This window comes from Paenibacillus sp. RC73, assembly GCF_044908085.1.
GTDB lineage: Bacteria > Bacillota > Bacilli > Paenibacillales > Paenibacillaceae > Paenibacillus > Paenibacillus terrae_A.
Map to the genome: position 1 here is coordinate 365,238 of NZ_JBIYCV010000002.1, position 25,336 is coordinate 390,573.

Annotated in this window: 28 protein-coding genes; 19 read left to right on the forward strand and 9 right to left on the reverse strand. The window is 46.5% G+C overall.

All coding sequences use genetic code 11. The features are described from left to right. The first annotated feature begins 139 nt into the window (after window positions 1-139). A complete protein-coding gene (locus ABH897_RS05210) occupies window positions 140-2,656 on the forward strand; it encodes a transglycosylase domain-containing protein (protein ID WP_404518863.1) in 2,517 nt (838 codons plus the stop codon). A gap of 15 nt (window positions 2,657-2,671) precedes the next feature. On the opposite strand, the gene ABH897_RS05215 is transcribed toward ABH897_RS05210, so the two are convergent. Genes ABH897_RS05215 through ABH897_RS05225 form a run of 3 tightly spaced genes read right to left on the reverse strand, consistent with a single transcriptional unit; the run spans window position 2,672 to window position 6,400 of the window. Then, on the reverse strand, window positions 2,672-3,793 hold the full coding sequence (locus ABH897_RS05215) for a Ger(x)C family spore germination protein (RefSeq protein WP_404518864.1): 1,122 nt from the start codon (window positions 3,791-3,793) through the stop codon (window positions 2,672-2,674). Then, window positions 3,790-4,881, reverse strand: coding sequence for a GerAB/ArcD/ProY family transporter (locus ABH897_RS05220; protein WP_404591328.1), 1,092 nt, complete (start codon window positions 4,879-4,881; stop codon window positions 3,790-3,792). The genes ABH897_RS05215 and ABH897_RS05220 overlap by 4 nt, the downstream gene beginning before the upstream one ends. Further along, window positions 4,874-6,400, reverse strand: coding sequence for a spore germination protein (locus ABH897_RS05225; RefSeq protein WP_404518867.1), 1,527 nt, complete (start codon window positions 6,398-6,400; stop codon window positions 4,874-4,876). Before ABH897_RS05225 ends, ABH897_RS05220 begins: the two co-directional genes overlap by 8 nt. A 122-nt stretch (window positions 6,401-6,522) precedes the next feature. Between ABH897_RS05225 and ABH897_RS05230 the strand changes: the two genes are divergently transcribed. Genes ABH897_RS05230 through ABH897_RS05245 form a run of 4 tightly spaced genes read left to right on the forward strand, consistent with a single transcriptional unit; the run spans window position 6,523 to window position 7,834 of the window. Beyond that, on the forward strand, window positions 6,523-7,065 hold the full coding sequence (locus ABH897_RS05230) for a MerR family transcriptional regulator (RefSeq protein ID WP_404529614.1): 543 nt from the start codon (window positions 6,523-6,525) through the stop codon (window positions 7,063-7,065). Beyond that, window positions 7,055-7,201, forward strand: a complete 147-nt coding sequence (locus tag ABH897_RS05235) for a class I SAM-dependent methyltransferase (protein WP_283652350.1) — start codon at window positions 7,055-7,057, stop codon at window positions 7,199-7,201. Before ABH897_RS05230 ends, ABH897_RS05235 begins: the two co-directional genes overlap by 11 nt. Before the next feature lie 59 nt (window positions 7,202-7,260). Continuing rightward, the gene (locus ABH897_RS05240; protein ID WP_404559543.1) at window positions 7,261-7,584 is read left to right on the forward strand and encodes a hypothetical protein; all 324 of its coding nucleotides are present in this window, start codon (window positions 7,261-7,263) and stop codon (window positions 7,582-7,584) included. After that, window positions 7,547-7,834: an amidohydrolase family protein gene (locus tag ABH897_RS05245; RefSeq protein ID WP_349361858.1), complete on the forward strand. Its 288-nt coding sequence runs from the start codon at window positions 7,547-7,549 to the stop codon at window positions 7,832-7,834. Before ABH897_RS05240 ends, ABH897_RS05245 begins: the two co-directional genes overlap by 38 nt. Before the next feature lie 6 nt (window positions 7,835-7,840). On the opposite strand, the gene ABH897_RS05250 is transcribed toward ABH897_RS05245, so the two are convergent. Further along, entirely contained in the window at window positions 7,841-8,248 is a 408-nt protein-coding gene (locus ABH897_RS05250) for a YhjD family protein (protein ID WP_134913660.1), read from the reverse strand. A gap of 137 nt (window positions 8,249-8,385) precedes the next feature. On the opposite strand from ABH897_RS05250, the gene ABH897_RS05255 reads away from it, so the two are divergent. After that, window positions 8,386-9,276, forward strand: coding sequence for a DMT family transporter (locus ABH897_RS05255; protein WP_283652349.1), 891 nt, complete (start codon window positions 8,386-8,388; stop codon window positions 9,274-9,276). Window positions 9,277-9,760: 484 nt separating this feature from the next. Beyond that, window positions 9,761-10,465 carry a YitT family protein gene (locus ABH897_RS05260; RefSeq protein WP_283652348.1) on the forward strand — a complete coding sequence of 235 codons (705 nt, stop codon included), beginning with the start codon at window positions 9,761-9,763 and terminating at the stop codon, window positions 10,463-10,465. 141 nt (window positions 10,466-10,606) lie between these two features. On the opposite strand, the gene ABH897_RS05265 is transcribed toward ABH897_RS05260, so the two are convergent. Beyond that, complete coding sequence (locus ABH897_RS05265) at window positions 10,607-10,708, reverse strand: DUF2188 domain-containing protein (protein WP_283652347.1); 102 nt, start codon at window positions 10,706-10,708, stop codon at window positions 10,607-10,609. 286 nt (window positions 10,709-10,994) lie between these two features. Here ABH897_RS05265 and ABH897_RS05270 point away from each other — a divergent pair, with 286 nt between their 5' ends. Next, window positions 10,995-11,798 carry a lipid II flippase Amj family protein gene (locus ABH897_RS05270; protein ID WP_404518871.1) on the forward strand — a complete coding sequence of 268 codons (804 nt, stop codon included), beginning with the start codon at window positions 10,995-10,997 and terminating at the stop codon, window positions 11,796-11,798. A 100-nt stretch (window positions 11,799-11,898) separates the two neighbouring features. Here ABH897_RS05270 and msrA read toward each other — a convergent pair whose 3' ends face one another. Together msrA and ABH897_RS05280 are read right to left on the reverse strand one after the other, a co-directional pair. Continuing rightward, on the reverse strand, window positions 11,899-12,870 hold the full coding sequence (msrA, locus tag ABH897_RS05275; protein WP_404518873.1) for a peptide-methionine (S)-S-oxide reductase MsrA: 972 nt from the start codon (window positions 12,868-12,870) through the stop codon (window positions 11,899-11,901). Window positions 12,871-13,055: 185 nt separating this feature from the next. After that, the gene (locus ABH897_RS05280; RefSeq protein WP_404518874.1) at window positions 13,056-13,673 is read right to left on the reverse strand and encodes a TVP38/TMEM64 family protein; all 618 of its coding nucleotides are present in this window, start codon (window positions 13,671-13,673) and stop codon (window positions 13,056-13,058) included. Between the two features lie 352 nt (window positions 13,674-14,025). Between ABH897_RS05280 and ABH897_RS05285 the strand changes: the two genes are divergently transcribed. The 5 genes from ABH897_RS05285 (at window position 14,026) to ABH897_RS05305 (ending at window position 18,371) form a co-directional block, all read left to right on the forward strand. Then, window positions 14,026-14,715 carry a TerC family protein gene (locus tag ABH897_RS05285; RefSeq protein ID WP_044647291.1) on the forward strand — a complete coding sequence of 230 codons (690 nt, stop codon included), beginning with the start codon at window positions 14,026-14,028 and terminating at the stop codon, window positions 14,713-14,715. A gap of 163 nt (window positions 14,716-14,878) precedes the next feature. Next, a complete protein-coding gene (locus ABH897_RS05290) occupies window positions 14,879-15,823 on the forward strand; it encodes a Gfo/Idh/MocA family protein (protein WP_404518876.1) in 945 nt (314 codons plus the stop codon). Window positions 15,824-15,891: 68 nt separating this feature from the next. Then, window positions 15,892-16,212, forward strand: a complete 321-nt coding sequence (locus ABH897_RS05295) for a hypothetical protein (protein WP_025683366.1) — start codon at window positions 15,892-15,894, stop codon at window positions 16,210-16,212. 51 nt (window positions 16,213-16,263) lie between these two features. Continuing rightward, the gene (locus ABH897_RS05300; protein ID WP_404518877.1) at window positions 16,264-16,551 is read left to right on the forward strand and encodes a DUF6171 family protein; all 288 of its coding nucleotides are present in this window, start codon (window positions 16,264-16,266) and stop codon (window positions 16,549-16,551) included. Between the two features lie 335 nt (window positions 16,552-16,886). Further along, the gene (locus ABH897_RS05305) at window positions 16,887-18,371 is read left to right on the forward strand and encodes an alpha-N-arabinofuranosidase (RefSeq protein ID WP_404591331.1); all 1,485 of its coding nucleotides are present in this window, start codon (window positions 16,887-16,889) and stop codon (window positions 18,369-18,371) included. Between the two features lie 107 nt (window positions 18,372-18,478). On the opposite strand, the gene ABH897_RS05310 is transcribed toward ABH897_RS05305, so the two are convergent. Next, window positions 18,479-19,297 (reverse strand): AraC family transcriptional regulator, encoded by an 819-nt coding sequence (locus ABH897_RS05310; protein ID WP_283652340.1) that lies wholly within the window; start codon window positions 19,295-19,297, stop codon window positions 18,479-18,481. 162 nt (window positions 19,298-19,459) lie between these two features. On the opposite strand from ABH897_RS05310, the gene ABH897_RS05315 reads away from it, so the two are divergent. From ABH897_RS05315 to ABH897_RS05340, 6 genes are all read left to right on the forward strand, one after another. Then, the gene (locus ABH897_RS05315; protein WP_283652339.1) at window positions 19,460-20,566 is read left to right on the forward strand and encodes a Gfo/Idh/MocA family protein; all 1,107 of its coding nucleotides are present in this window, start codon (window positions 19,460-19,462) and stop codon (window positions 20,564-20,566) included. Window positions 20,567-20,584: 18 nt separating this feature from the next. Further along, window positions 20,585-21,352 carry a sugar phosphate isomerase/epimerase family protein gene (locus ABH897_RS05320; protein WP_283652338.1) on the forward strand — a complete coding sequence of 256 codons (768 nt, stop codon included), beginning with the start codon at window positions 20,585-20,587 and terminating at the stop codon, window positions 21,350-21,352. Beyond that, a complete protein-coding gene (locus tag ABH897_RS05325) occupies window positions 21,345-22,427 on the forward strand; it encodes a Gfo/Idh/MocA family protein (protein ID WP_283652337.1) in 1,083 nt (360 codons plus the stop codon). Before ABH897_RS05320 ends, ABH897_RS05325 begins: the two co-directional genes overlap by 8 nt. A 77-nt stretch (window positions 22,428-22,504) precedes the next feature. Next, the gene (locus tag ABH897_RS05330) at window positions 22,505-23,473 is read left to right on the forward strand and encodes a sugar phosphate isomerase/epimerase family protein (protein WP_044647283.1); all 969 of its coding nucleotides are present in this window, start codon (window positions 22,505-22,507) and stop codon (window positions 23,471-23,473) included. Between the two features lie 20 nt (window positions 23,474-23,493). After that, entirely contained in the window at window positions 23,494-24,225 is a 732-nt protein-coding gene (locus ABH897_RS05335; RefSeq protein WP_404518879.1) for a ThuA domain-containing protein, read from the forward strand. Between the two features lie 268 nt (window positions 24,226-24,493). Continuing rightward, window positions 24,494-24,817 carry a winged helix-turn-helix transcriptional regulator gene (locus ABH897_RS05340; RefSeq protein WP_044647281.1) on the forward strand — a complete coding sequence of 108 codons (324 nt, stop codon included), beginning with the start codon at window positions 24,494-24,496 and terminating at the stop codon, window positions 24,815-24,817. A gap of 78 nt (window positions 24,818-24,895) precedes the next feature. Here the strand turns inward: ABH897_RS05340 and ABH897_RS05345 are convergent, their stop codons facing one another. Further along, the gene (locus ABH897_RS05345; RefSeq protein WP_404518881.1) at window positions 24,896-25,174 is read right to left on the reverse strand and encodes a hypothetical protein; all 279 of its coding nucleotides are present in this window, start codon (window positions 25,172-25,174) and stop codon (window positions 24,896-24,898) included. Window positions 25,175-25,336 lie beyond the last annotated feature (162 nt).

Sequence of the window (25,336 nt, forward strand, 5' to 3'; positions counted from 1 at the left end):
ATATACAGAACAAGTGTTCTTAATCCAAATGTATTTTCTGGAACGTTATAGTTTACGGAAAACCTAACATGGCGTATTATATTATCTTGAACGAAAGCATGTGGAAATGAATGCATATTGAGGGGAGAAAACCATTTTTATGAACCCAAAACGTCGACCATCATCTCAAAAACGCAGCAGGTGGCGTATTTTTGGCAGAGTTTTGCTGATTAATATCAAGTGGTTCTCGCTAGCGGGCGTACTTGGGATCCTATTTGCCGGAGGTCTTATATCCGGTTATGTGGCAGCGCTGGTTTATGATGAACCTGTACGATCACGCCAGTTGATATATGAAAAGGTAAACGAGAACGCTCTGACCAGCTTTGTATTTTTTAATGACCAGGTAACCCCGGTTGGACGAATGCGCATGGAGGAGGATCGGCAGCTCGTGGATCTGAAGGATGTTCCCCAATCCATTGTAGATGCCCTTATTTCAACAGAAGACAGCCAATTTTATGAGCATCAGGGTGTTGATCTAAAAGGGACGGCTCGCGCCGTCAAACAGAAGCTTCTGAACGAAAATCGCCAAACAGGCGGCAGCACACTGACACAGCAGGTAGCCCGGCGAGTTTTCCTCAGTCTGGATAAGACGGACAGCCGCAAGGTAAAGGAAATGCTGCTCGCACTGCGTATGGAGCGTTTTATGAGCAAGGATAAAATATTAACGGCATACTTAAACAAAATGCCGTTTGGCAATGGCTCCGCAGGTTACAATTTGTACGGGATCAAGTCGGCTTCGTTAGGGATTTTTAATGTAAGTGATCTACATAAGCTTCATATTGCTCAAGCGGCTTATTTGGCCGGTCTTCCACAATTACCATCTGTTTATTCAGCTTTTGACGGTAAAGGGAAGTTTGATGAAGAGGGCTTCAACAAAGCTATCGAGCGCCAGCATGTCGTGCTGGGAAGAATGCTGGCAACAGGTAAAATCACACGAACGGAATATAACGAGGGACTTCATTTTGATATTAAAGCTACTCTTGCACCACATCGCGAGAAAAGCTACAATACATTCCCTTATTTGATGCTGGAGACGGAGCGGGAGGCCACTCGGTTGTTGGCGCTCCAGGAAAATCCGGATCTTACAACAGCTGAGATTTCCAAACCTGAGCATGCTGAACTCCTTCAAAATACACGGGAAGAGCTGCAACGGTCCGGTTATCGGATTTATACAACGATAAATAAGAAAGTTTATAACGATATGAGACAGATTGCAGCCAATCCGCAAAACTTTTCTCCATACAGTAAGCAGAAGGGACTGGAACAGATTGCTGCCATCATGATTGATCATAAAACGGGGGCTATACTCGGTATGATCGAGGGCAGGGACTTTAATACTGAGCAAATGAACTATGCAACCCAGATGACGCGTCAGCCCGGTTCTGCCATGAAGCCTATTGCAGCTTATTTGCCTGCTTTGGAAAAAGGCTACACTCAGCCTGCTGGTCTTATTGATGATTCGCAAATTGTATTGAAAGACGGACGTAAAGGCTATCATATCCCTAAAAATTATAACAGACGGTACGAAGGACTGATGACAGCCCGCGAAGCACTCAATCGATCGATCAACATTCCTGCGCTGAGATTGTTTTTATATGAAGTTAAAATTCCAAATGCCTGGAATTTTGTGCGTTCCCTTGGGGTTACAACAATTCAGCCGCAGGATGAACATGCTCAGACAGGCGTTCTGGGTGGGCTGAGTAAGGGAGTATCTGTCAAGGAACTGACAGCGGCATATGGTACGATTCCCAATATGGGCGTATACAATGAACCCCATTTGATCAGTAAAATTACGGATGCCGACGGCAAGATCGTATATCAATTCAAACCGCAGGCGAAGCGTGTATATTCCAAGCAAACCGCGTTTTTGATGACAGATATGCTCAAAACGGTTATATCGGACCCTAGGGGTACAGGCAAACGTATGCAAAATGCTTTTAAAAGCTATGGTACCATTGATATTGCTGGCAAGACCGGTACGACACAAAACTTTGGCGATGTATGGTTCATGGGCTATACCCCGGATGTTACACTTGGCGTCTGGGCAGGTTACCGTCAACAGGTTAACACGCTATCTCAAGAAGGGCACTCCAGAGCACAATCGGTGTGGGCGCTTATCATGAACGAGGCGGTCAAGGATCAGCCCCAGCTTTTCAAAAATAAGCATTTTACACAGCCAGAAGGTGTTGTAAAAGTTACGGTCTCCAGTCTTACAGGTAAGCTGCCGGGAAGTTATTCCCGTCAATCCGGTCAACTTGTGACAGACTGGTTTAACCAAAAATACGTGCCAACGGAAGTTGGGAGGGAGCAACGAACACGTTCATCCATACCTGTCGTACCGTCCAAATCGGATACAAAGGATAAAGCAACTCCGGAGAAACAAGAACCTGCAACGGATCAGAAGGAGATTCTACCAGAAGAAACAGTACCTTCTGATCCTGACACAGAAATAGATACAAATGGTGAGAGTAATGATTTGCCGCCAGCAGATAGTTCGCAGCCATCTGTTGAAAATAAGCAGGAGCCTCCTTCTGAACCAGAAACCCAGAATGAAGCTCCAGAAAATAAACCCAGCGAAGCTATTCATAACGAAACACCTGATCAGCCGGAAAACTAAACAAAAGGGAGCGGCCTAATTCAAAATGCCGTTCCCGACAATATTAACGGTGATCTGTGGGTGAAAACGAACATTAGGGTACTCTTTATTCCACTCCAGACTTTTCCACAAGGTCGGGTGATGGGCAATCAATTGTCTGCCGATGCCAAAGGCATCACAACCGCTTTTTTGAAGCGTACGGATAATTTCCTCCGCATCCTGGGTCATGATTTCCGAAAGCTGACGGTTCAGGCGTATGACATTATCCTTATCCTGAAGATGATCCCGCGCGTATTCAACAACATCGACAGGGAGCTTCAGGTTGAGGTACACATCAATTTGACCATCACGTCCAACTTTCACTATAAGCTGGCGTTTGATGTTCCGAATATGAGCCTGATAGGTAATAAAGTTTTGCAAATCACTGGCAGGTCCCGAGTGAACCCTTTTTACAAAGCGCGCTGTGTCCTTCCATTTCCCGGTCATCAGGACATAAAGCACCCCTTGCTCGTCGTTAAGGGTTCCTGTAAATCTTTGTCCGTGAAACAAGGCAATCCCTCGTGCTACGATGTCTTCTCCATCTTTGGAGAGATAGGGGAGAACAAAGTCCTGTCCTGGATCAAGCATAGGGGGAAGCAGTGTTTCTAGCGTCACTTCGGGAAATACGCACATTTCCTCCAGGCTTCGTATTTTTTTCGTTATAAATTCGCCGATTAAGAGACTGCCTACACTTTTCTTGTTCATTAATTCTCCAGCTGATCCTTCTACTATAGCTACCTTTACATGTGAGGTTGGATGATCCGGCTCCCGATACAGGACATCCAGATATGGATACAAATCTTTTTGGGCCAAGCTTGTGCCATACAAAGTAACCCCATATTTAAAGTAACGGATATCCCCTGTTACTTTGGCTCGAATTTTGTCTGTACTTTGCCGAACGGAATTTCCGGTGCCTGAATGAATTTCATTGGTGCTTTTCCCTTGGTTATTTCCAGAGTCGTCTACAATTTCGAGTGTTTGCAGCAATATGCCTTCTGGAGTAAGATCGTAGGCCGAAGCATTTGCCAGCCGGGCATCCTTCAAGCTGTCCTGATCCCAGCAGCCAGTCATAAAAATGAGTAGAGCCAGCATACCAAGTGCTCTCCTCTTTTTTTTCATGTTCCGGGCTCCTCCTTTTTGTTGAATATATACGATAGAATCAGCAACAGCAGAGGTAGTGCAATCAGGAAAAAATAAGCCGAATTGTTGGCAATTGTACCGACGAGTTCAAAATCCTCTCTTTTTTGAGGGATGCAGGCAATAATGCATGAGACGAATACTACGAAAGGAACGGCTTGTTTGTGGTTTTTCTGCTTGAACAAATAGCCTAGTCCATAGGACGCTGCATAATAATAACCGCTTATGGAGCCAAAGATTGAAATTAACCAGATGGGCAGGAAAATAAAATCAACCCGGTCCATCGTTCCCAGCGGAATAGATCTGAGCAGGTAAATGACAGGCTCAGGCATCAAATCAAGCTGCTGGGGGCTAAATACACTTGTACAGGTTAATATGGTAAAACCATACAAGAGAACCACGACCCCGTTAGCTAGCAGGAGCGACTTGAGCTTCCCCTTACTTTTGCCCTCGACCATGGGAAAGACCACGAGGATGAATTCAAAGCCGAACATGGCTAGAAGCGTTTCTTTGGAACCTATAATAATATGAGGCCATCCAGCCTCAGTCAAAGGCAGCAGATAGAGCAGATTGGCCTGTTTTATTCCATAACTGATTAAAAGCATCATCGGTACGATCAGGAAGGAGATTAAAACAAGCACTCGGGCAATTGTCCTCAAATTTTCGCGAACTAGATAGATGCTGCTGAACAGAATCAGAGCCAATATAGCCCAACGCGGGGTTTTTTGCAGCATCCAGCGATTAATGACGTCATAGGCGCTCACAAGAACCGAAGTTCCCATAAGCAAGTAGTACATAATGTAAGCCAACGTCAAAATTTTCCCCATCCAGGAACCAGTAATCCGAGTGAGGATTTGGTAAATGGAGGAGAAGGGAAAACGTCTTAACAGGAGCCAGCACATTAAAATGATAAGCTGGATCAAAATGCCTCCAATAATGACGGATATCCAGCCCCCTCCCTTGGATGACAAATGCATCTGATAAGGAAGTGATAGAATATCCACGCCAATCTCAAACTTGATAATCAAAAAAAACAATTGACCCTGTGTAATTGTACTTTCTTTATTCACGACGTTTCCAGCTCCTAGAGTAGTTCTGCTGCTTCATTTTTTGGGGTCGGGAATCATGCGGCCGCTGTTGGAGTGTCCAAATGGGGAAGCGAATAAAAACATCCTTCATATCTCCAAGCCGGAAAGGTGCCAGAGGAGCAAAATAAGGTGAACCAAATGTTTCCAGCTTACAAAGGTGAATAAGGAGAATAAGCATTCCGAAGGCAATGCCAATATATCCGAACAAGGCTGCAGCAATCATCATTGGAAAACGGAGAATGCGGACAGCTGAGCTCATTTCATGGGAAGGTACCAAAAAAGAAGAGATAGCTGTTAACGAAACGACAATAATCATGGTGTATGATACGAGACCAGCCCGAACGATAGCATCCCCGATAACCAGACCGCCAACGATGCCTATTGTTTGGCCCACTCGGCTGGGCAGACGAATCCCGGCTTCCCGTAGCACCTCAAAAATCACTTCAAGCAACATCGCCTCCACAATGGCGGGAAATGGAACATTTTCCAACGATTTTTTGATCGTATGTGCGAGCTCTAGCGGTAGAATGGCTGAGTGAAAGGCAATCGTTGCAATATAAACGGCGGGCAGTGTAAAAGCGATCAGAAAGCTCATCATTCGGATCATTCTCAGAAAGGAACTAATAATCCAGCGACCGTTATAATCATCCGGGCTTTGATAAAATGCAAAAAAAGAGACGGGAGCGATTAAGGCAGTAGGGCTGCCTTCGGCCAAAATAGTTACTCGTCCTTCCATTAAATTAGCGGCTACCCGATCTGGACGTTCTGTGCTGAGTTGCTGAGGGAACAGGGAAAAGGGATTGTCCTCCGTGAATTCCTGAATAAAACCGGGAGGCAGTACCAGATCGGAGGAGATGGCTTGTATTCTTTTTTCCACTTCCTCCACTAGCTCAGGATTGGCCAAGTCTTGCATATACATGATAGCGACTTTGGTCCGGGTTTTAGATCCGACATAAAAGTAGCGCACAATCAGCGATGTGCTGATGATTTGTTTGCGAATAAGATTCAGATTGACGGACAGCTGCTCAATAAATCCATTGTGCGGCCCGCGGATAATTCCCTCGTTCTCCGGCTCATCTGTACTACGGGCGTATGTTTTTTCGGAGGAAAGGATATAAAATTCTTCTGCGCCATCCACCATTAAAATGGAGTATCCCTCAATAAGCGAATCAGCGGCATTTCGGAGGTCGGTGTCCTTTTGGCTGTTCAGGGTGGTAAACATTTGATGAGAGCCAGAATCGGTTTTCTTATACAATGTGGCCAGAATATGCGTCTGAATGATCTCCTGATCCACGAGTGAGTCTATATAGAGAAGAATGCCATCTTTCCCGTCAACAGAAATAGCCTGTTTTTTTAAATCATCCGTATAAAAAAGAGCTTGCTCGATAAAGGAAATATTCTTGTTCAGTTCAAAGGAAGCTGGGTTATGTCCAGTCAAGGAAACACCTTCTTTTTGGATGAGATAAGCATAATGTGTGCCAAATGGATTGGATTTATCCATGATCTGGCGATCTATCCATATCCCGCATCATGTTTCACCTCACGTAACGTGAATGTTTTATAATAGAATAGGCTGAAAACGAGAGACTCAATTACATATATCTACACGCACGATACGATTCTATGAGGAAAGGGATGATTGCTCCTGTTAAGCACCCGGATAATGGATATCGTTATTTTACAGAGCGTGAAGCCGTTCGCCTGAGGATGATTATGGCGCTACGTGAATTCGGTATGTCGGTAGAGGAAGTCAAATCCATACTGGACCGATTGGATCAAGGGAGAAGGGATGAGGCACTTCATGAGCTGGAGCTGCAACGTTCTGTGATGTTCACGACGTGGATGGATCATAAGCGCAGGCTGGAGGCAGCCGACCAAATGATCGAACGTTTGAGACGTGACAGCGAGCTGGAGTGGGAAGAGATGTTTCAGTTGGCCGGAGGTTTGAAGCGTCAGCGGGAGCTGCGTGAAGACTGGTTTGACGGTTGGGATTTTGACAGCCGCGCAGCTGTACATGATATCAGGGTGAGTCTGGAAGAGGGAGAAAATGGCAGGCATCCCGCGTACAGGCGTGCTTTGCGTCTTATCGTACAGCGTGTGGCTGCCAATGCAGGTGAGTCTGGACGCAGGTACAGGGACGGGGAATCTGGCGGGGTTGTTCGCTGAAAAGGGCATTCGTATGGCAGGTGTGGATCAATCGAATGGAATGCTCAAGCGCTGCCGGAGTAAATTCCCGCAGGTGGAGACGAGGCTGGGAAATCTGATGTCGATTCCTTATATGGACGGGACCTTTGACTTGTAGTCAGCAGTTATGCCCTGCATCATCTGACAGATGAACAAAAAATACTCTCTCTGTCAGAAATGCGACGCACGCTTAAACCACACGGACGTATTTGCGTCGTGGATCTGATGGTTGATGCAGCAGAGATACCGGAAGCGGGGGAAAGCATGTCTACACCGGATAACGAGGAGTCCGAGTTGCCTGTATATTGTGCAGAACGCTCCCGCATGCTGGATTGGTTCGATAGACATGGGTATTTTGCGGCTTTCTGGCATATTACAGGGAGACTGCATTTAGGCAGCGACATGGCTGCAAAAGCTAAGCACAGGCAATCCAGCTGCTTTTACTGCTGCGCAGGCGCTGCAAATGGCTACAGTCAATGGAGCCAAGCTGCTAAACCTTGAGCACGAAACCAGCACACTTGAGGTGGGGAAAAAGGCAGATATCATTCTGATAGATATGCAAAAGCCGCATTTACAGCCAATACACCAGATAGAGTCACTGCTTGCTTACAGTGTAAACGGCGCGGATGTTGATACGACCATTGTGAATGGGCGTGTGCTAATGCGCGGAAGACAGTTGCTAACAATAGACGAGAAAGAGGTGCTCGTACAAGCAACGGTACGCGGAAAACGCATCGTACAAGGATTGTAAACGAGACTACACAGTCGAGTGGCTTTGGGTCACATCAATTCCTAAATAATGTCCCAATTCTCGTCGAACCTCGCTGCGTGCAAAGGAGGAAAGCATGAAAAACCGCTTTTGGTAGCCACGGCATACATACAGAACCTCCACGCCTTCGTGATTCCGGGTTTCGTTGTATATTTTAACTCCTTGCCTTTTCATTCGCGCCTTTGTCTCCGCCAATTGAACAGCTACACGCTGTTGCACCCCGGTCAGGCTGCGAACGTACAGATCGGGCATTTTTAAGGCAGAGGCATTCAGAATGCGAATGTCCCGCTCCAGCACATCCAGCACGAGGGTCAGAAGTACACAAGTTTTGATCAGCCCTGCGTCTTCCTCGGAAGGCAGTGGGGCCTTATTCTTGTTGTCCAGTATCTTTTTCATAAGAAATCTCCTTTACTCATAGCAGGAATACAATTATAATCAGCATACAGAACAAATGTTCTTTTTATACTTCATCATAGAAATTATTCCTTTGCCAAAGCAATCATCAATTATTGGAAAGAAAGAAGGTATACATATTGTCACGCTCGTTATATGCGGTGCTATTGCTGCTAAGCCTCATTTGGGGCGGATCATTTTTGTTTATCAAGGTGTTATTGCTCCATCACGTAGGGCCTTGGACTATTGTATTTCTTCGTTCCGGCTTTGGCCTCATTTTTATTGTTTTGTTGATGCTACTTATGCGCAAGCCATTTGAATTCAGAAGTATTCCATGGAAATCGGTTATTCTCGTAGCTCTAGTGAACATGGTTTTGCCATGGGCCTTGATTAGTTTTAGCGAGACCAGAATTGCTAGCAGCATGGCTTCCGTATTGAATGCCACCACGCCAATCTGGACCATGTTGGTCGGAATTGTCTTTTTCAGAGCTATCTTTTATCGAATGCAGTGGTTTGGAATGGGCCTCGCTTTTGTAGGAATCGTTATTTTACTGGGTATTAATCCTGTATCCATTATTTCTGTCGACCCCGTCGGCTTTGGATGTATGCTGCTTGCGACTCTCTGCTATGGCTTCGGAACGCAGTTGTCCAAGCGGTTTTTATCCAATCTGTCGATGTATCAGGCAACCTTTGCGACACTATTGGGTGCGGCGGCAGGGGGCGGCATCATGACGGCAATGGTGGATCGACCTGATCTGTCGGTCGTCTTCATCCCTGGTGTGTTGGGTTCCCTTATAGGGCTGGGGGTTTTGGGATCGGGAGTAGCGTATATATTGTTCAATTATATGATTTTGCGGGGAAGTCCGGAATTTGCCTCCTCGGTGACTTATTTTGTACCGGTGAGCGCTATTGTATGGGGCTTTTTGCTTCTGAATGAACACATCGGCTGGAACGTTCTGACCGGGCTGCTCCTTATACTCGGAGGGGTGTTTATGGCCAACCAACGCAGAACAGCCAAATTAGCCGGGTAGTATCACTGAAAACCTGCATAAACCATGCCATAAGTACATTAACCATGCTATAAGTACATTGTATGTGCATCCGCCAAACCTTCGGTATAATGCCGTTATTCGCACATACAATAAAGCATGCTCACGCATAAAATAAAAATATGGTGCGGCATAAAAAGCAAGCTGTTTAGCAGGTGGTAAGGTGTGGTATAATAAATAATAGAATTACATGTACCACAGAAATGTCGGAGTTTTATTCCACAAAAGAAAGGATCAGGATACCATGTGTCCCCGAAGGATACTTCCCCAAAGGACGATTTGGAAACGATTTGATCTGTCTTATACTTAGCTTTTCCGCGGAGTAACGTCAAGTTGCGAAAGCCAACTCTGCGGAAGAGGGGATTGTATATGCGAAGGACCAAGTCCTCCAGGCACAACTTACCCGGTAGCTTCCGTAAGAGTGGGTTCATCCACATCAAACTTACGAGAAACCGAGGGAGCCTGTATGAGGAAAACTTACGAATCTATCGTGAACAATGGAGCATTAAGGCAGATTGCTGTCATGCTGCTCGGAACATGCATTTTAGCTTTTACGTATTATCACATCAATGCTCAAAATCATTTGTCAGAAGGCGGATTTGCAGGCTTGGCCCTGCTGGGACATTACGCATTTGGCGTGTCTCCGGCTTGGAGTATGCTACTGCTTGATATCCCTGTCATATTGCTGGCCTGGGTACTGAAGGGCAAAAGATTCATGCTGCTGGCATTGATCGGGGCGGTCGCCTTTTCCCTGTTTTATGCAGGATTTGAAAAGTATTCGACGCTGGTTATAGATCTGCACGGCAACTTGCTGGTAGCGGCTCTGCTTTGCGGAGTGCTTACAGGCTTGGGTGCCGGAATCGTACTGCGATTCGGTGGAGCAACCGGGGGCGATGATATTTTGTCCCTGCTGATCAGCGAGTGGCGCGGATGGAAAATCGGTAACGTGTTTATCGTCAGTGACATTATTGTATTGGGATTATCGCTGTTGTATCTGCCTGTGAAGGAAACAATGTTTACCATACTGGCTGTGTGGCTCGCCGGAAAAATAATTACATGGACGACAACGTTCCAACTACACCGACCTGTGAAAAAGGTGCTGCCTGCGGCTATTCCAGCCCCAAAGGTAGTTGCCAAAACAGTGCCGGTCGTCCACAGCCTTCGTCAATAAGGAAAGGGTGTTACGTCAGGAGAGAAATCTTCCTACGTGACACCCTTTCGCTGTATCCAGGCTTTGTCAGGAAGGCTTCAAAGTAGAATGAATACGTCCGCTCCGGTCATAAATAATCGCCGAAATCTGCTGGCGGTCTACTCATTTTCGAGCCTCGTCCACCGCTTTATTTTTGTGCTTAAAGGTTGAAGCAGACTTGTCATGTCCTTCTTCCTTAATAGCCCAGCCATCCTCATGTGGCACGACATGAATAGGCTCCTGAGATCCGTAAGAAGCGGAATGATTGCCTTTCCCGCACACGAGGCTCCAGATTTTTCATAGATGGGGGATAATCATGTTTGGTCCAAGGGACAGCTAATCACTCCCTATAGCAGATGATGTATTATGTATTACCCGCTGTCCGCTTAAATAAACGGAAAGCAAGAAATGAATATATTGTAAAATGTATTTTGAGAAAAAGCGTATAATGGTGTACAGAATGTCAGGGTCTTACATGCTCAGGATTTAAATATGAAAAGGAGTGGGGCATTTGCTTGCCTGGGGTTTCGTCTTTATGCTAACCATCATCATACATACTACAGATAGCTTGTCCTATTCCCTCCGGCTTGGCGGTTTGCGAGCGCGTCGGATTGGATTGGCTTTAACCGTTGCAAGTATGCTGCTGTTGGTTTCACGCACCTCTAATATGGCGCAGGGACCTTTACTCGGAGGTATGGTCGATCAGGCTAAGGCCGCCGTGCGAGCGAGTGGGGCTGATGTTAGACTGGAGCTGTATATGCATGGGGTCCTACTGGCAGCAACCGTTGGAACCATGATCGCTATAATTTTGTATCCGACAGTGGTACGCATGTCCGCCAGATGGATTGTGCATCTGGAGCATACCGGGTCTATTCCGGCATTGGTGCGTCATTTAATGGTGCGCAACCACTGGAAGCATGCAGGCTACTACATGAAGCGTCCAACCTGGTCCATGCTCACCTCGCTGTTCAAGGGAGCGATCCCAAAGCGTCTGATTACCCTGAATATGATTGTGACCGCGATATATACGACTGGAGTGGTGTCTGCTTTATATGCATCATTCCTGTGGCCCGCTCAGGGTACAGCAATGTCTATGTCATCGGGTCTAATCAATGGTATGGCAACGGTACTGCTAACTTTGCTAATTGATCCCAGATTGGCGGTATTGTCTGAAAAAACGCTGCGCGGGGAGCTGCCCTTAAATCGTATGAACAGTATGTACGGCTGGATGATCATTTCGCGTCTGGGAGGTACCTTGCTTGCACAATTGCTATTGGTGCCGCTCGCAATCTGGCTTGGATGGATTATGGACTGAGCCGGAAACTGAATTCACCAGTTTAATTCAAAAAAAGCTGACCCGGAGCCATCTGCGAAAGATGATTTCTGGGCCAGTCTAAAATATTTTTGAAGTCTACTTACTTTTCAAATAATGACTTATAGGCTCCATAGCCTTCACGTTCCAAGTCTACTTGAGGCACAAAACGGAGCGCAGCGGAATTAATACAATAGCGCAGGCCATCAGGACCTGGGCCATCATCAAATACGTGTCCCAAATGGGAATCCGCTTCGCGACTACGGACCTCGGTACGAATCATAAAGTGGCTGAGGTCGTTTTTTTCTTTGACGTTATAGCTGCGCAGCGGGCGAGTAAAGCTGGGCCAACCGCAACCTGCATCATATTTGTCGAGCGAGCTGAACAAAGGCTCTCCCGAAACAATGTCCACATAAATCCCTTCACCCTCATGGTCCCAAAACTCATTTTGAAAAGGGCGCTCGGTCGCGTTTTTTTGTGTTACTTCGTATTGAATAGGTGTCAGCCGATCTTTAAGATCAGATTTATCTATTTTGCCCGACCAATTTTGCTCAATAAAATCTTCACGTCCAGAGCCTTTGCGGTAACGCTTGTAATGGGCGGGATTCTTCTTATGATAGTCCTGATGATATTCTTCCGCTTCATAAAAGGTTGCCGCAGGCAGAATTGGTGTAGCAATGGGCTTGTCAAAACGGCCGCTTTCACCCAGCGCTTTTTTGGAAGCCTCTGCCTTGATTCGTTGTTCTTCGTTATGATAGAAAATAGCTGTTTGGTAGGATGAACCTCTATCGTGGAATTGTCCACCTTCATCCGTCGGATCAATCTGTTGCCAGAACAGCTCTAATAATTTTTCATATGGGAAGATTTGCGGATCAAATGTAATCTGTACTGCTTCTACATGTCCCGTTGTTTCGGAACATACCTCTTCATAGGTCGGGTTTTCCGTATGTCCTCCTGTGTAACCGGAGCTTACCTTTAAAATGCCGGGTAGCTCCTCGAAGGGGGAAACCATGCACCAGAAGCAGCCGCCTGCAAAAGTTGCCTTCTCCACGGTGTTTGGATTGTTGGTGCTCATATTTGTCACTCCATTCTGAGAAAGTTTCAATTAGTTGTTATTTAAATAGCTTACAATTAAATTATATACGACATGTTCGCAAAATCCAATGGAACGACAGAAACAAACCAGCTTTGCAAATTTCTTTGGACTAAAAGCCACCGCTAACCTTCATCCTTACTGATCTAGCGGCAGGCTCACAGAAGCTAAGATTTATTAACACGTTGAATCTTTTTGCGGTAAAGCACAAAGCCACCGCCTACCAGTGCTGTATACAGCAGCAAAATGAGCAAGCCAGTGACCGGACGTTCGGCAATAGTCCCGCCTGCATAAGCGTATACCGCAATTGCAGGAAGCTTGCCAATCGCCGTACCCAGCATAAAGCTCCAGAACGGAAAGCCTGCGACCCCGGCATATACATTCACAGCTGCCTGCGGGATGATCGGAATCAGGCGGGCCAGCAGCACAGCAGCAAAAGGCTCTCGCTCCATGACCCGGTTCAAGCGCTCCAACGCTGGAATTCGCTCCAGATAAGCCCGTCCTTTGTCACGGAATAGGGTAAGTACCGCCCCGTAAACCACCAACGCAGCCAATGTAGTGCCGAGCCAGCAAATCAGAGCACCTTGCCAGGCACCTGCTGCATAAGCAATGGAAGCGATAATCAGCTTGTAAGGCACAAATGGAATTAACGCGAATAGAAACGCGAGCAGCAGCAGAACTGGAAATGAGGTTTGCTTGTTCGCCCAGGCGAGCCAATCATATCTGTAGATAAACGCGGTGCAGAGCAGCGAAACATAAGCCGCGGTGAGTAGCCATTTTTTCATTTACATACCTCTTTCAATATCCCTGTTCGGCTTGTCGCTTATACAGAAAAAAATAGGGTTCACATTCCTAATAATGTGTGCTATACTGCCACTAACAGAATAGTTCCCAAAGGGGAGTAGCTCAACGAGTAAAGTCGTCATTACGGGATTTTTTAAATCCCCGGCTTTATTGGCAACGTAATGTTGTAAGCGAGACCTTTGCCAGGATTTTCGGAATCCGGGTAATGGTCTTTTTTTGATGCTAAATTTGGGTCAAGCGCCGTTTCCGGATTCCGTGAAATGGCGCTTTTTTAGTATAAAGCGCAGAACTAAGTACAGTATAACAAATAAATAAAGAAGGTGGGAGAAACGTATGGATTTTTTGTCAATCGAGTTTTTAACCGCACTATTGTCAATCATTATCATTGATTTGGTGCTGGCTGGTGACAATGCGATTGTGATTGGTCTGGCAGCCCGTAATGTCGAGAAGGCCAATCAAAAAAAGGTCATTATTTGGGGGACGGTCGGCGCGGTTGTCATTCGTGTTATCGCTACTTTGCTGGTCACGTACTTACTGGAAATTTACGGCTTGCGTTTAATCGGGGGGCTTGCGCTCATCTACATTGCTTACAAGCTGCTGGTTGAGGAGAAAAAACATGAAATCTCTGCAACCAATCAAATGTGGGCCGCGATTCGTACCATTATTATTGCCGACACCATGATGGGGCTCGACAATGTACTTGCCGTTGCGGGAGCAGCTCATGGAAATATGTTGCTTGTTATTTTGGGACTGGCGATTTCCGTTCCGATTATGGTATGGGGCAGTACAATTATTTTGAAGCTGACCGAACGTTTTCCGATGGTCATTACAATTGGAGCTGCTGTACTGGCCTATACTGCTGCCAAAATGGTAGTGGCCGAGCCGCTGATTGCACATTGGTTCACGAATGGGGTCGTCAAATACGGATTTGAAGTTCTAGTCGTTGTTCTGGTCGTAGCCATTGGAATGCGTGTTAAAAAAATAAAAAGTGAAAAAACAAGAAAACAAGCGCTGCACGCCTAAGCTAAGCACACTGGAATAATCGTAGCTGAAGCTGGAGGCTTATGCATAGAGGCTGTTCCGTCAGGTCTAACTGGATCGGGGGCAGCCTCTTTTCTTTGCTTGTCAGCGGACTTCCATGTAAACTAGACAACAGAAGAAATGAGTCATCAGAGGTGGGTATGATATGAATAAGCAAACGAAAACAAGAGTGGCTATTGCAGGTCTGGGAGGTATTGCCCGCAAAGTGTATTTGCCGCTGCTGACTGCGCACGAAGGTGTAGATATTGTAGGAGTCATGAACCGTTCGCAGGAGCCGGTTAGTTCCATTATGGAGCAATACAGGCTGCCGAGAGGAACGACGGATGTAAAGGAAATGCTGGCATGGGAGCCGGAGGCTGTATTCATACATGCTGCGACCGAAGCCCATTTTGATCTGGTTATGGCGTGTATTGAAAAAGGTGTTGCGGTGTATGTGGATAAACCTCTGTCCTATGATGTGCGTCAAAACCTGGAAATGACCGCGTTTGCGGAGGCACAGGCTGTGCTGCTGGCGGTCGGCTTTAACCGACGTTTTGCCCCGCATTATGTAGCTGCTAAAGCGTGGCTGGAGGAAGCAGGAGGTTTCAGCCAATGCGCGACGATCAAGCATCGGACTGGATATGATCCAAGACCTGCGGCACAGACGGTTTATGATGATTTGATTCATATGCTCGATCTGCTATTGTGGCTGGGTGGCGATGATTATGAGCTGCTGCATAGCAGTCTGGACACGACGAGTGAAGGATACATGAACGCTGCTTTCGGGTCCGTACGTTTGGGAAATGCCTCCGGTAGCTACAGTATGAACAGACAGGCAGGGGCTGACATTGAGAAGGTGGAGCTGCATGGGGCAGGTCGTTCCGTCGAGGTGACCAACATGGAACAGGCTATTTTTATGCAAAAAAATAAGCCGCCATTGTCACATTCATTCGGAAGCTGGGACACGATTTTGGAAAGACGGGGATTCACCGGAGTGGTAAATCATTTTCTGGAGCATATTCATCGTCCAGAGGAATGCAGTGTGCGTGCTGGCAGGGTGCTGGAAAGTCATATGTTGGCGGACGAACTTATTAGCCGTTTGGATGACTAACACAGAACGAACGACAGCCGTCAAGGTTGTCCAGACATCTAGAAACAGATTGAAGGAGAAATGTACGAATGGAAGAGTACAACCGCGGTAAACAGCTTGAAGAGGCTATCATCGAAAATTATAAGCAGGAAGAGGATATGATGATCCTTGTGTTTGCGCAATGGTGCATCAATCACGGGCTGGAGCCGGAGGAACTGTATCGTGCAGCTTATCCGCAGCAGGATAGCAATGAGCGTCTGCTCCGAGTACGTAAGCTGACCGTATCGCGTGAAGAAGCGGGAGATATCCCGCTGGACACAGTATTAGGAGTACTGTCTATGTTCGGAAATGAGGACTTGGCGATGGTCGTATCGGAAGCGGCTGCCCAGCTCCCGCCGGAACGGAAATAAGGTCCTCCAGCCGCATGTACTCAGGATGTTGTTGAAAGAGAGGGTAAGCCGATGATGGATGGTATAACCGCACCAAACACCTGTAAAGGGTGTGAAAGGGACATCGCTATTTCGGAAGAGCAAATTACCAGAATTATAAACAACATGAGGCCGGGAATGGAATGTGTGACCGATAATGTATACGAGGCCAGACTGTTAGCTTGTTCGCAATGTGATGAGTTAATGGGTGGGCATACGTGCAGCATCAGCGGAAGTATTGTCCGTGTACGCGCTCTGGCAGTCAATCAAAATTGTCCCGGCTATAGCGGTTCTCGCTGGCAAGGGACATCCTTGAAATGAAGTAGGCTCAGACTCCACTGAACATGCGGCTGTTTCTGTGATCACGAGCTAAAGTGGTCATACCATGGTCTGCCTTGAGGGCAGACTTTTTGGTTTGGGTGGAGCTATGGGTTAACGATTGACAAATAGAAGGCAATAAAATATATTAAACATGTAAAATATTTTTGTTTAATTATTAATATTTACATTAACTATCTAAGCTGTTACATTGCATGATTGTAAACGTTGAGATGGAAAAGAGAATCAGGTATACGCCATATTTTTTAATTTTATGAAAGCGTAATCATTGAAATGTATAGTCTAATGAACTTTACTATTTTTGAGGAGGGCTTGTCATGAAGGGTTCTATTGTTGTGCATACAGATTGGGAGCAAGGCGTTATTAATAAAAATATTTACGGACAATTTGCCGAGCATCTTGGACGATGTATTTACGAAGGTTTGTGGGTTGGACAGGATTCCCCGATTCCAAATACGGACGGGATTCGCAATGATGTGGTAGAAGCGCTCAAAAAGCTGAATATTCCTGTGCTGCGCTGGCCAGGTGGCTGTTTTGCCGATGAATACCATTGGAAGGACGGCATCGGACCGAAGGAAAATCGCAAAAGAATGGTCAATACACACTGGGGTGGTGTGGTTGAAAATAATCATTTTGGCACCCATGAGTTTTTTCAGCTGTGTGAGCTGTTAGACGCTGAGCCTTATATTTGCGGGAATGTTGGCAGTGGTACGGTGCAGGAGATGTCGGAGTGGGTAGAGTACATGACCTTTGACGGGGAATCCCCTATGGCCGCATGGCGGCAGGAAAACGGGCGTGAGCAGCCATGGAAGCTTAAATATTTTGGCGTAGGTAACGAAAACTGGGGCTGTGGCGGCAATATGCGTCCGGAATATTATGCTGATCTGTATCGTCGTTATCAGACGTATGTCCGTAATTATGGTGATAACCGTATCTACCGGATTGCGGGCGGGGCCAATGTGGACGATTATCGTTGGACCGAAGTGCTGATGCGTGAAGCTGGGCATCTTATGGATGGCTTGAGTCTGCATAACTACACGGTCCCGGGCACCTGGGAAGCGAAACGGCAAGCACTTGGTTTTGATGAAGCGGAATGGTTTGAGACGATGAAAAAATCATTACGTATGGATGAATTGATTACACGCCATTCTGCTATTATGGACCAATATGATCCTGACAAACGGGTCGGAATGATTGTAGATGAATGGGGAACCTGGTTCCTGACCGAGCCGGGTACCAATCCGGGCTTCCTGTATCAGCAAAATACGATGCGCGATGCGCTGGTAGCCGGACTGCACCTGCACATTTTCCACGATCATCATGACCGTGTACAAATGACGAATATTGCTCAAATGGTCAACGTTTTGCAGGCTATGGTTCTGACCGAAGGACCTGCTATGCTACTGACGCCGACATACCATGTATTTGAAATGTTCAAGGTGCATCAGGATGCACAAGCGCTGGCTACCCATGTAACCGTAGGCAATTATGAGTATGATGGTAATTCCATTCCACAGGTGAGTGTGTCCGCTTCCAAGGCGCAGGACGGATATATTCATGTGAGTTTGTGCAACGTCCATCCGGGCGAGGCGGCTTTCTTGAATCTGGAGCTGAGAGGGCTGGAAAACGTTAAGCAAATTAGCGGCGTTGTTCTCGCCAGTGACGATATGCAGGCACACAATACATTTGATCAGCCGGAGCGTGTGAAAACGGAAACTTTCACGTCCTTCCAGCAGCAAGATCAGAGCCTGGATGTTACACTGCCACCGATGTCAGTAGTGATGCTGACGATTGCACCGTAGATATTTTGCAGACTCAGAAGAAATATGAAGTATAATTTTGAAATCGGAACAAAACAAAACCTTGATGGAGCAAGAAAGGCTCTCTCAAGGTTTTATTTTTACCAATACTACAATTGCTCGCGGTGGATCACTCTGAATTCCTTGGGCGACATGCCGAAGCGGGAGCGAAATACGCGGTGAAAATACGTATAGTTTGCAAAACCGGACGATTCGGCTGCCTGTTCCAAAGACATGGGGCTGAAAATAATGCGCTCCCTCGCCATGTTGAGCCTGATATCCAGTGTGTACTGCATAATACTCGTATTAAATGTTTCCTTGAACAGATGTACAGCTCTGGATACGCTGATGCCGATGTGTGAGGACACGTCATCCAGCTTAAAATTGGAAGAAGCATTTTCTTCAATATAATTTTTAATCTGATAAGCGAGATAATTATGATGGGTGGAAGTCGGATGCTCGGATAGCATACGGTCAAACTCCAGGCAAAGAATGCGCATGTAATAGCTCGATATTTCCGGATAAGGATTAGAAATACGCCGCTGCTCCATCACAAGCTGCCGAAATAGGCCAAGCAGTGCTTCGGTAAGCTGGACCTTGATGCGGTTGGGCCGTTTGTGATGGTGCCACCACTCATCTACCCAGGAGCCTCCAAAAAAAATGTGATAATCTCCGCTCTCCACGACCTGTTCCCCCATGGGATTTAACTCACTGTGAATGTCCAGCTCATAAGGCTCGATAGGATTGAACAGCAGCAGGTCACCCGCCTCAATCCGTGTCATTTCCCCGTTAATGCGGGCCTGGCAGCGTCCGTCTGTTTGTAGACGAAATAAATAATTTTTGATCCCTTCGGGCTGGTTCGAATAAAAGGGCTTACGATGGAAGGAATAGCCTGCGGTAAGAACCTGACAAGGCTCGACGATAGACATGATGATGACTCCTTTGGGCATATGGCTGCTTCAAATATTGACCAGATTGTTCATGTTTTAATCATATTATTCATTTTAAACGAAACGGAAATAGAATACTATTGTGTCTGTAAGGCTTATAACAGAATACAGAACATGTTGGAGGCCAGGGGGTGTGACGACGTGGAACGAATGAAGGCCGGGATTATCGGCTGCGGTAACATTAGCGCGGTATACCTTGAAAATCTCCAAAACAGTCCGCTTATCGAAGTGGTGGCCGTGGCTGATTTATTGGAGGAAAGGGCCAAAGCGAGGGCCAATGAATTTAACATTGAAAACGCATACAAGGTAGATGAATTGCTTCGTCAGCCCGAGATTGAGCTTGTTTTTAATCTGACCGTGCCTGGCAGCCATGCACTAACGGATATGGCGATACTGGAGGCAGGCAAGCATGTGTACAGTGAAAAGCCTTTGGCGGTTTCCTTGGAGGATGGCAAACGCGTTCTGGATCTAGCCAAGGCAAAAAACCTGCGTGTCGGCTGTGCCCCGGATACATTTCTTGGCGCGGGTATTCAGACTGCACGCTATGCCATACAAAACGGAATGATTGGGCAGCCCGTAGCCGCTACTGCCTTTTTTATGGGTAGAGGTCCCGAGTGGTGGCATACTGATCCGGAATTTTTCTATGTCGCTGGAGGCGGTCCGATGTTTGACATGGGACCTTACTATTTGACGTCGCTGATCCATGTGCTGGGTCCGATCCGGCGAATCAGCAGTTCAGTGGGCATTCAGATTCCTGATCGTTACATACATTCCGGTCCCAAAAGCGGCACACCGCTGCGGGTACAGACACCAACGCATTTGACCGGAACGATGGATTTCCATAACGGAGCCATTGTAACGCTCATTGCCAGCTTTGACATTCAGGGGGCGACGGATCTGCCGCGTATTGAAATTTATGGTACGGAAGGAACCTTAAGCCTGCCTGATCCGAACTTTTTTAACGGAGATGTCAAGCTTCGCCGATCTGGAGAGGAAACCGCAGAGCTCGTGGAACCTTTATTTGAGTGTGGGAAGAACGAACGCGGAATAGGTGCGGGTGAGATGGTGAGAGCCATTCGCAGTGAAAAGAACCACCGTGCTAACGTGGAACTGGCCTATCATGTATTAGAGGCTATGCACGCTTTTCAGCGCTCCTCATTGGAAGGTAAGCATATTACGTTGGAAAGTACATTTGAGCCAGACGAGGATTTGTATCATGGAACAGATATAACGATTCATCCATCCTAATTGAAGAGGTGAAGGACAATGGCTAAAGTAGGATTGCAATTGTACACAGTAAGGGAAGAACTTGAACAGGATTTTGAAGGTACGTTGCGCAAGGTAGCTGAGCTGGGCTATAAAGGGGTTGAATTTCATGCCTTTTTCGGACGTAGTGCCAAGGATGTCAGAGCGCTTTTGGATGAGCTGGGCATAGAAGTTATTGGAACTCATATTCAATATACCCGCCTGCTGGACCATTTGGATGAGGAGATCGCTTACCACAAAGAATTGGGCAACAAGTACCTGATCGTTCCTTATTTAACCGAAGAACAGCGCCAGTGGGATGAGATTTTTGCCAATTTGCATCGTATTGGTGAAAAAGTGAAAGAACATGGCTTAGTTCTGGCTTACCATAATCATGATTTTGAATTGACGGAGAAAATTAGTGATCGTCCGGTATTTGATGTTCTATATGATGCAGTTCCCGCTGATTTGTTGCAGGTCGAAATGGATACTTGTTGGGTATACTACGGAGGCTATGATCCTGTGGAATACATCGGACGTTATCGCGGACGCCTGCCTATCATTCACTTAAAGGATATGGCACGTGACGAGCAGCACAAAGCAGTTACCGTAGAGCTTGGCAAAGGAGAAGTGCAGCTTCAGGCCATTACAGACGCCGCTATTCAGGCAGGCGTGAACTGGATCGTCGTGGAACAGGATTTCAGCTCGAATCCTCCAATCGAAAGCATTGAAACCAGCTTTAAGTGGCTCCAACAATACGCAGCTCAGGGAGGAAATATTCATGTCTAAAACACTCAAAATCGGAATTATTGGTTGTGGGGGCATTGCTACTGGCAAGCATTTGCCGAGTCTTGCCAAGCAAAAGCGTGCAGAGATCGTTGCTTTCTGTGACATCATTCTGGAACGTGCGGAGGAGGCCGCAGCAAAGTTTGGTGCTGAAGGCTCCCAGGTTTATAGTGATTACCGTAAGCTGCTTGAAAATAAAGACATTGAAGTCGTACATGTATGTACGCCCAACGACTCGCACTCGGAAATTACGGTAGCTGCGCTTGAGGCAGGTAAGCATGTGCTGTGCGAGAAGCCGATGGCCAAAACCGCCGAGCAGGCTCGAGAAATGCTAGATGCTGCGAACCGTACAGGTAAAAAGCTGTCCATTGCGTATCAAAACCGTTATCGCAATGACAGCTTGTACCTGAAACAATTGGTCGAGCAGGGAGAGCTTGGCGAAATTTACCTAGGCAAAGCAATTGCTCTGCGTCGCCGCGCGGTTCCAACTTGGGGAGTATTTCTGGATGAAGATAAGCAGGGCGGCGGTCCACTTATTGATATTGGGACGCATGCGCTCGACCTGACTCTCTGGCTGATGGATAATTACAAGCCTAAAAGCGTTCTGGGCTCAACCTTCCATAAACTCGGAGATCGTAAAAACGCGGCGAATGCCTTTGGACCGTGGAACCCTGAGGAATTTAAGGTGGAGGATTCTGCCTTTGGTTTTATTACCATGCAAAATGGAGCCACTATTGTATTGGAATCCAGTTGGGCACTGAACGTTGTAGAATTTGGCGAAGCCAAGACACTGTTATGCGGGACTGAGGGCGGAGCCGATATGCAGGATGGTCTGCGTATTAACGGGGAGAAGAACAGCCGCTTGTTTGATACGAAAATTGATCTGGATGCGGGCGGTGTAGCCTTTTACTCCGGAGAAACGGAAAACGAAGCGGATCGCGAAGCCCGTCTGTGGATCGAAGCCATTCTGGACGATAAAGAGCCGCTTGTGAAGCCGGAACAGGCACTGGTAGTTACTGAAATTTTAGAAGCTATCTATGAATCGGCGCGTACAGGAAAAGCCGTCTATTTTGATTAAGCCCGCAAGTATCCTGAATAGGCCATCATTATAAGATAAGCAGCTTCTTTCACATATAATACAGGGAGGGATTACGTTTGAAACTTGGAGTATTTATGGTATTGTTCGGCGGACGTTCACTGGAAGAGGCTTTGGACTATGTAGCATCCCAAGGACTGGATGCAGTAGAAATCGGCACAGGCGGTAACCCGGGCGATAAACACTGCAAGCCGGATGAACTGCTGGATAACGAAACAGCGCTCAAAAACTTCAAAAAAGCAGTAGAGTCCCGTGGACTGACCATTAGCGCACTCAGTTGTCATGGCAACCCGCTCCATCCGCAAAAGCATTTGGCACAGGCTGATCACGAGGCGTTTCTTAAAACGGTTCGTTTGGCAGAAAAGCTGGAAGTTCCCGTTGTGAACACCTTTTCCGGCTGTCCGGGTGATCATGAGGATGCGAAGTATCCGAACTGGCCTGTTGCGCCGTGGCCGAATGATTTTCAGGAAGTGCTAAAATGGCAATGGGAAAATAAAATTATCCCTTACTGGACCGAAGCCGGAAAATTCGCAGCAGATCATCACGTCAAAATCGGGCTGGAGCTGCATGGTGGCTTTTCCGTTCATACGCCAGCGACCTTGCTTCGTCTGCGTGAAGCGGTCGGGGAGGTCATTGGTGCCAATCTGGATCCGAGCCATATGTGGTGGCAGGGTATTGATCCGGTACAGGCGGTTCAAATTCTGGGCCGAGAGGGAGCCATTCACCATTTTCATGCCAAGGATACGACGATTGACCCGATTAATGTGAATAAATACGGTTTGACCGATATGCAGGATTACTCGAATATGCTGGATCGCGCTTGGCAGTTCCGTACTGTCGGCTATGGACATGATATCAAAACATGGGCGGATATTATTAGTGCTCTTCGCCTGGTGGGTTACGATTATGTAGTGAGTATTGAGCACGAGGATGGGCTGATGTCCGTTGAGGAAGGCTTTACTAAAGCCGTCCACAATCTTCGCCAGGTCCTCATTGAAGAACCGCTGAGCGAGATGTGGTGGGTCTAACCTAATAGGGGGAAGTATTGATGATTAACGTCACCATTTGGAATGAGTTTTTGAACGAGAAGCTGAATGATGAAGCCAAACAGGTATATCCTGATGGGATACACAAGGCACTGGCTGATGGCCTCTCAGGCGAAGGGTTCGCAATTCGAACGGCTACGTTACGTGATGATGCTGAACATGGTTTGGGAGAAGAAATCCTGAATTCTACAGATGTGCTGTTGTGGTGGGGGCATAAAGCACACGATCAGGTGAGTGATGAAGTTACAGCCCGTGTTGTAAAGCGGGTAGAGGAAGGTATGGGCTTGATCGTGCTGCACTCGGGACATTTTTCCAAGCCGTTCAAAGCCCTGATGGGCACAAGCTGTGATCTCATATGGAGAGTGGCAGGAGAACAGGAAATTATTTGGTCCGTAAATCCATCCCATCCCATTACGAATGGAATTGACGCCAAAATTTTGTTAGAGCGCGAAGAGATGTACGGTGAGTTTTTTGATATTCCAGCGCCGGATGAATTGGTCTTTGTCAGCAACTTTGAAGGTGGAGAGGTATTCAGAACCGGTTGTACCTTCCGTCGTGGCAGTGGTAAAATATTTTATTTCCGCCCGGGTCATGAAACGTATCCGACCTATTACCAGCCCGATATTCTGAAGGTCATTGCCAATAGTATACGCTGGGCTTATCCGACAGGTATAGTTAAACCAGTATATGGTAAAAGCGAGCCTGTTAGACCTCTCGGTGGGGTATTGGTATAATTTCCATTTATTTATTCCAATAAGCATGATATTGAACAGACTTGCAGGCGGAAATCTCTTGAGATTCCGTCTGTTTTTTATTTAACGCATTTGCCATATACCTCTTATGTAGGTTTGTTGTATAATCAGCTTTGGTCATGGCAACTTTATCGGATCAGGTATTAAATTAAGAAGAAAGTGTTTTCTTTCGGGATAAAGTATGCTAAAATTATATATACTAACAAAAGGAAAGCTTTATCAAACCGAAATGCTAAAGAAGGTGAAAAATATGGAGGTTCAACCGCAACTTACAAAAATGTGTCCGCGTTTTGAAAGTGCCTTTTCATGTCTGGGTAAGCGTTGGAACGGACTCATTATTCAATCCATGATGAGCGGTCCCAAGCGTTTTAAGGATATTTCCAATCTGATTCCTACAATGAGCGATAAAATGCTGTCTGAGCGGATGAAGGATCTGGAGAATGAAGGAATTCTTACACGTCATGTATACCCGGAAACTCCTGTCCGCATTGAATATGAGCTGACAACCAAAGGCCGTGCACTTCAGCCGGTAATGGAACAGATTCAATATTGGGCCGAGGAATGGATTAGATGAGTACCAAGCCGAATAAACGTTTTTCATAGCAAAACAGCCTTTTTCCTAGGAAAAAGGCTGTTTTTTATTTTGTAATACTTAATAAACTTTGGCGCGGCCTGCGATTGAAAACAATCCTGTCGCAGTACGACGGGGGACACGGGTTTGAATATCGAGCGCTGCTGTACGGAACGTACCGAGGCAGGAATGGCAAAGCCTTCCCGCATAAATCGGGGAATGGCAAGACTCGCAAGGATAATCAAGCTGGCTATAGGTGGAGGGAAACTTGCCTGCTCTCACCCAGTCTGTAAGCAAATCCATAGGTGTATCGGTTACTTCACTAAGCTGGCGAGTATGAGTAGTGGGATGTTTCCACAAATAGTTAGAACAGCGGTCATAAAATAAATTTTCTTCTTGAATACAAGTATTGCACAGGTTTCTAAGAATTTGGCGGAAAACGGAACCACACTTTGGGCAATTAGCAGTATGTATCTCCATAGAAACCAGTCCTTTATATCGAGTTATAGTGAATATTTAGTT

Coding starts and splice junctions, on each gene's coding strand:
- ABH897_RS05245 (WP_349361858.1), top strand. CDS start 7,547: ATGGCTACAGTCAATGGAGCCAAGCTGCTAAACCTTGAGCACGAAACC.
- ABH897_RS05335 (WP_404518879.1), top strand. CDS start 23,494: ATGATTAACGTCACCATTTGGAATGAGTTTTTGAACGAGAAGCTGAAT.
- ABH897_RS05300 (WP_404518877.1), top strand. CDS start 16,264: ATGATGGATGGTATAACCGCACCAAACACCTGTAAAGGGTGTGAAAGG.
- ABH897_RS05230 (WP_404529614.1), top strand. CDS start 6,523: ATGAGGAAAGGGATGATTGCTCCTGTTAAGCACCCGGATAATGGATAT.
- ABH897_RS05295 (WP_025683366.1), top strand. CDS start 15,892: ATGGAAGAGTACAACCGCGGTAAACAGCTTGAAGAGGCTATCATCGAA.
- ABH897_RS05250 (WP_134913660.1), bottom strand. CDS start 8,248: ATGAAAAAGATACTGGACAACAAGAATAAGGCCCCACTGCCTTCCGAG.
- ABH897_RS05260 (WP_283652348.1), top strand. CDS start 9,761: ATGAGGAAAACTTACGAATCTATCGTGAACAATGGAGCATTAAGGCAG.
- ABH897_RS05225 (WP_404518867.1), bottom strand. CDS start 6,400: ATGGATAAATCCAATCCATTTGGCACACATTATGCTTATCTCATCCAA.
- ABH897_RS05210 (WP_404518863.1), top strand. CDS start 140: ATGAACCCAAAACGTCGACCATCATCTCAAAAACGCAGCAGGTGGCGT.
- ABH897_RS05320 (WP_283652338.1), top strand. CDS start 20,585: ATGGCTAAAGTAGGATTGCAATTGTACACAGTAAGGGAAGAACTTGAA.
- ABH897_RS05280 (WP_404518874.1), bottom strand. CDS start 13,673: ATGAAAAAATGGCTACTCACCGCGGCTTATGTTTCGCTGCTCTGCACC.
- ABH897_RS05285 (WP_044647291.1), top strand. CDS start 14,026: ATGGATTTTTTGTCAATCGAGTTTTTAACCGCACTATTGTCAATCATT.
- ABH897_RS05325 (WP_283652337.1), top strand. CDS start 21,345: ATGTCTAAAACACTCAAAATCGGAATTATTGGTTGTGGGGGCATTGCT.
- ABH897_RS05240 (WP_404559543.1), top strand. CDS start 7,261: ATGCGACGCACGCTTAAACCACACGGACGTATTTGCGTCGTGGATCTG.
- ABH897_RS05310 (WP_283652340.1), bottom strand. CDS start 19,297: ATGTCTATCGTCGAGCCTTGTCAGGTTCTTACCGCAGGCTATTCCTTC.
- ABH897_RS05340 (WP_044647281.1), top strand. CDS start 24,494: ATGGAGGTTCAACCGCAACTTACAAAAATGTGTCCGCGTTTTGAAAGT.
- msrA (WP_404518873.1), bottom strand. CDS start 12,870: ATGAGCACCAACAATCCAAACACCGTGGAGAAGGCAACTTTTGCAGGC.
- ABH897_RS05305 (WP_404591331.1), top strand. CDS start 16,887: ATGAAGGGTTCTATTGTTGTGCATACAGATTGGGAGCAAGGCGTTATT.
- ABH897_RS05215 (WP_404518864.1), bottom strand. CDS start 3,793: ATGAAAAAAAAGAGGAGAGCACTTGGTATGCTGGCTCTACTCATTTTT.
- ABH897_RS05290 (WP_404518876.1), top strand. CDS start 14,879: ATGAATAAGCAAACGAAAACAAGAGTGGCTATTGCAGGTCTGGGAGGT.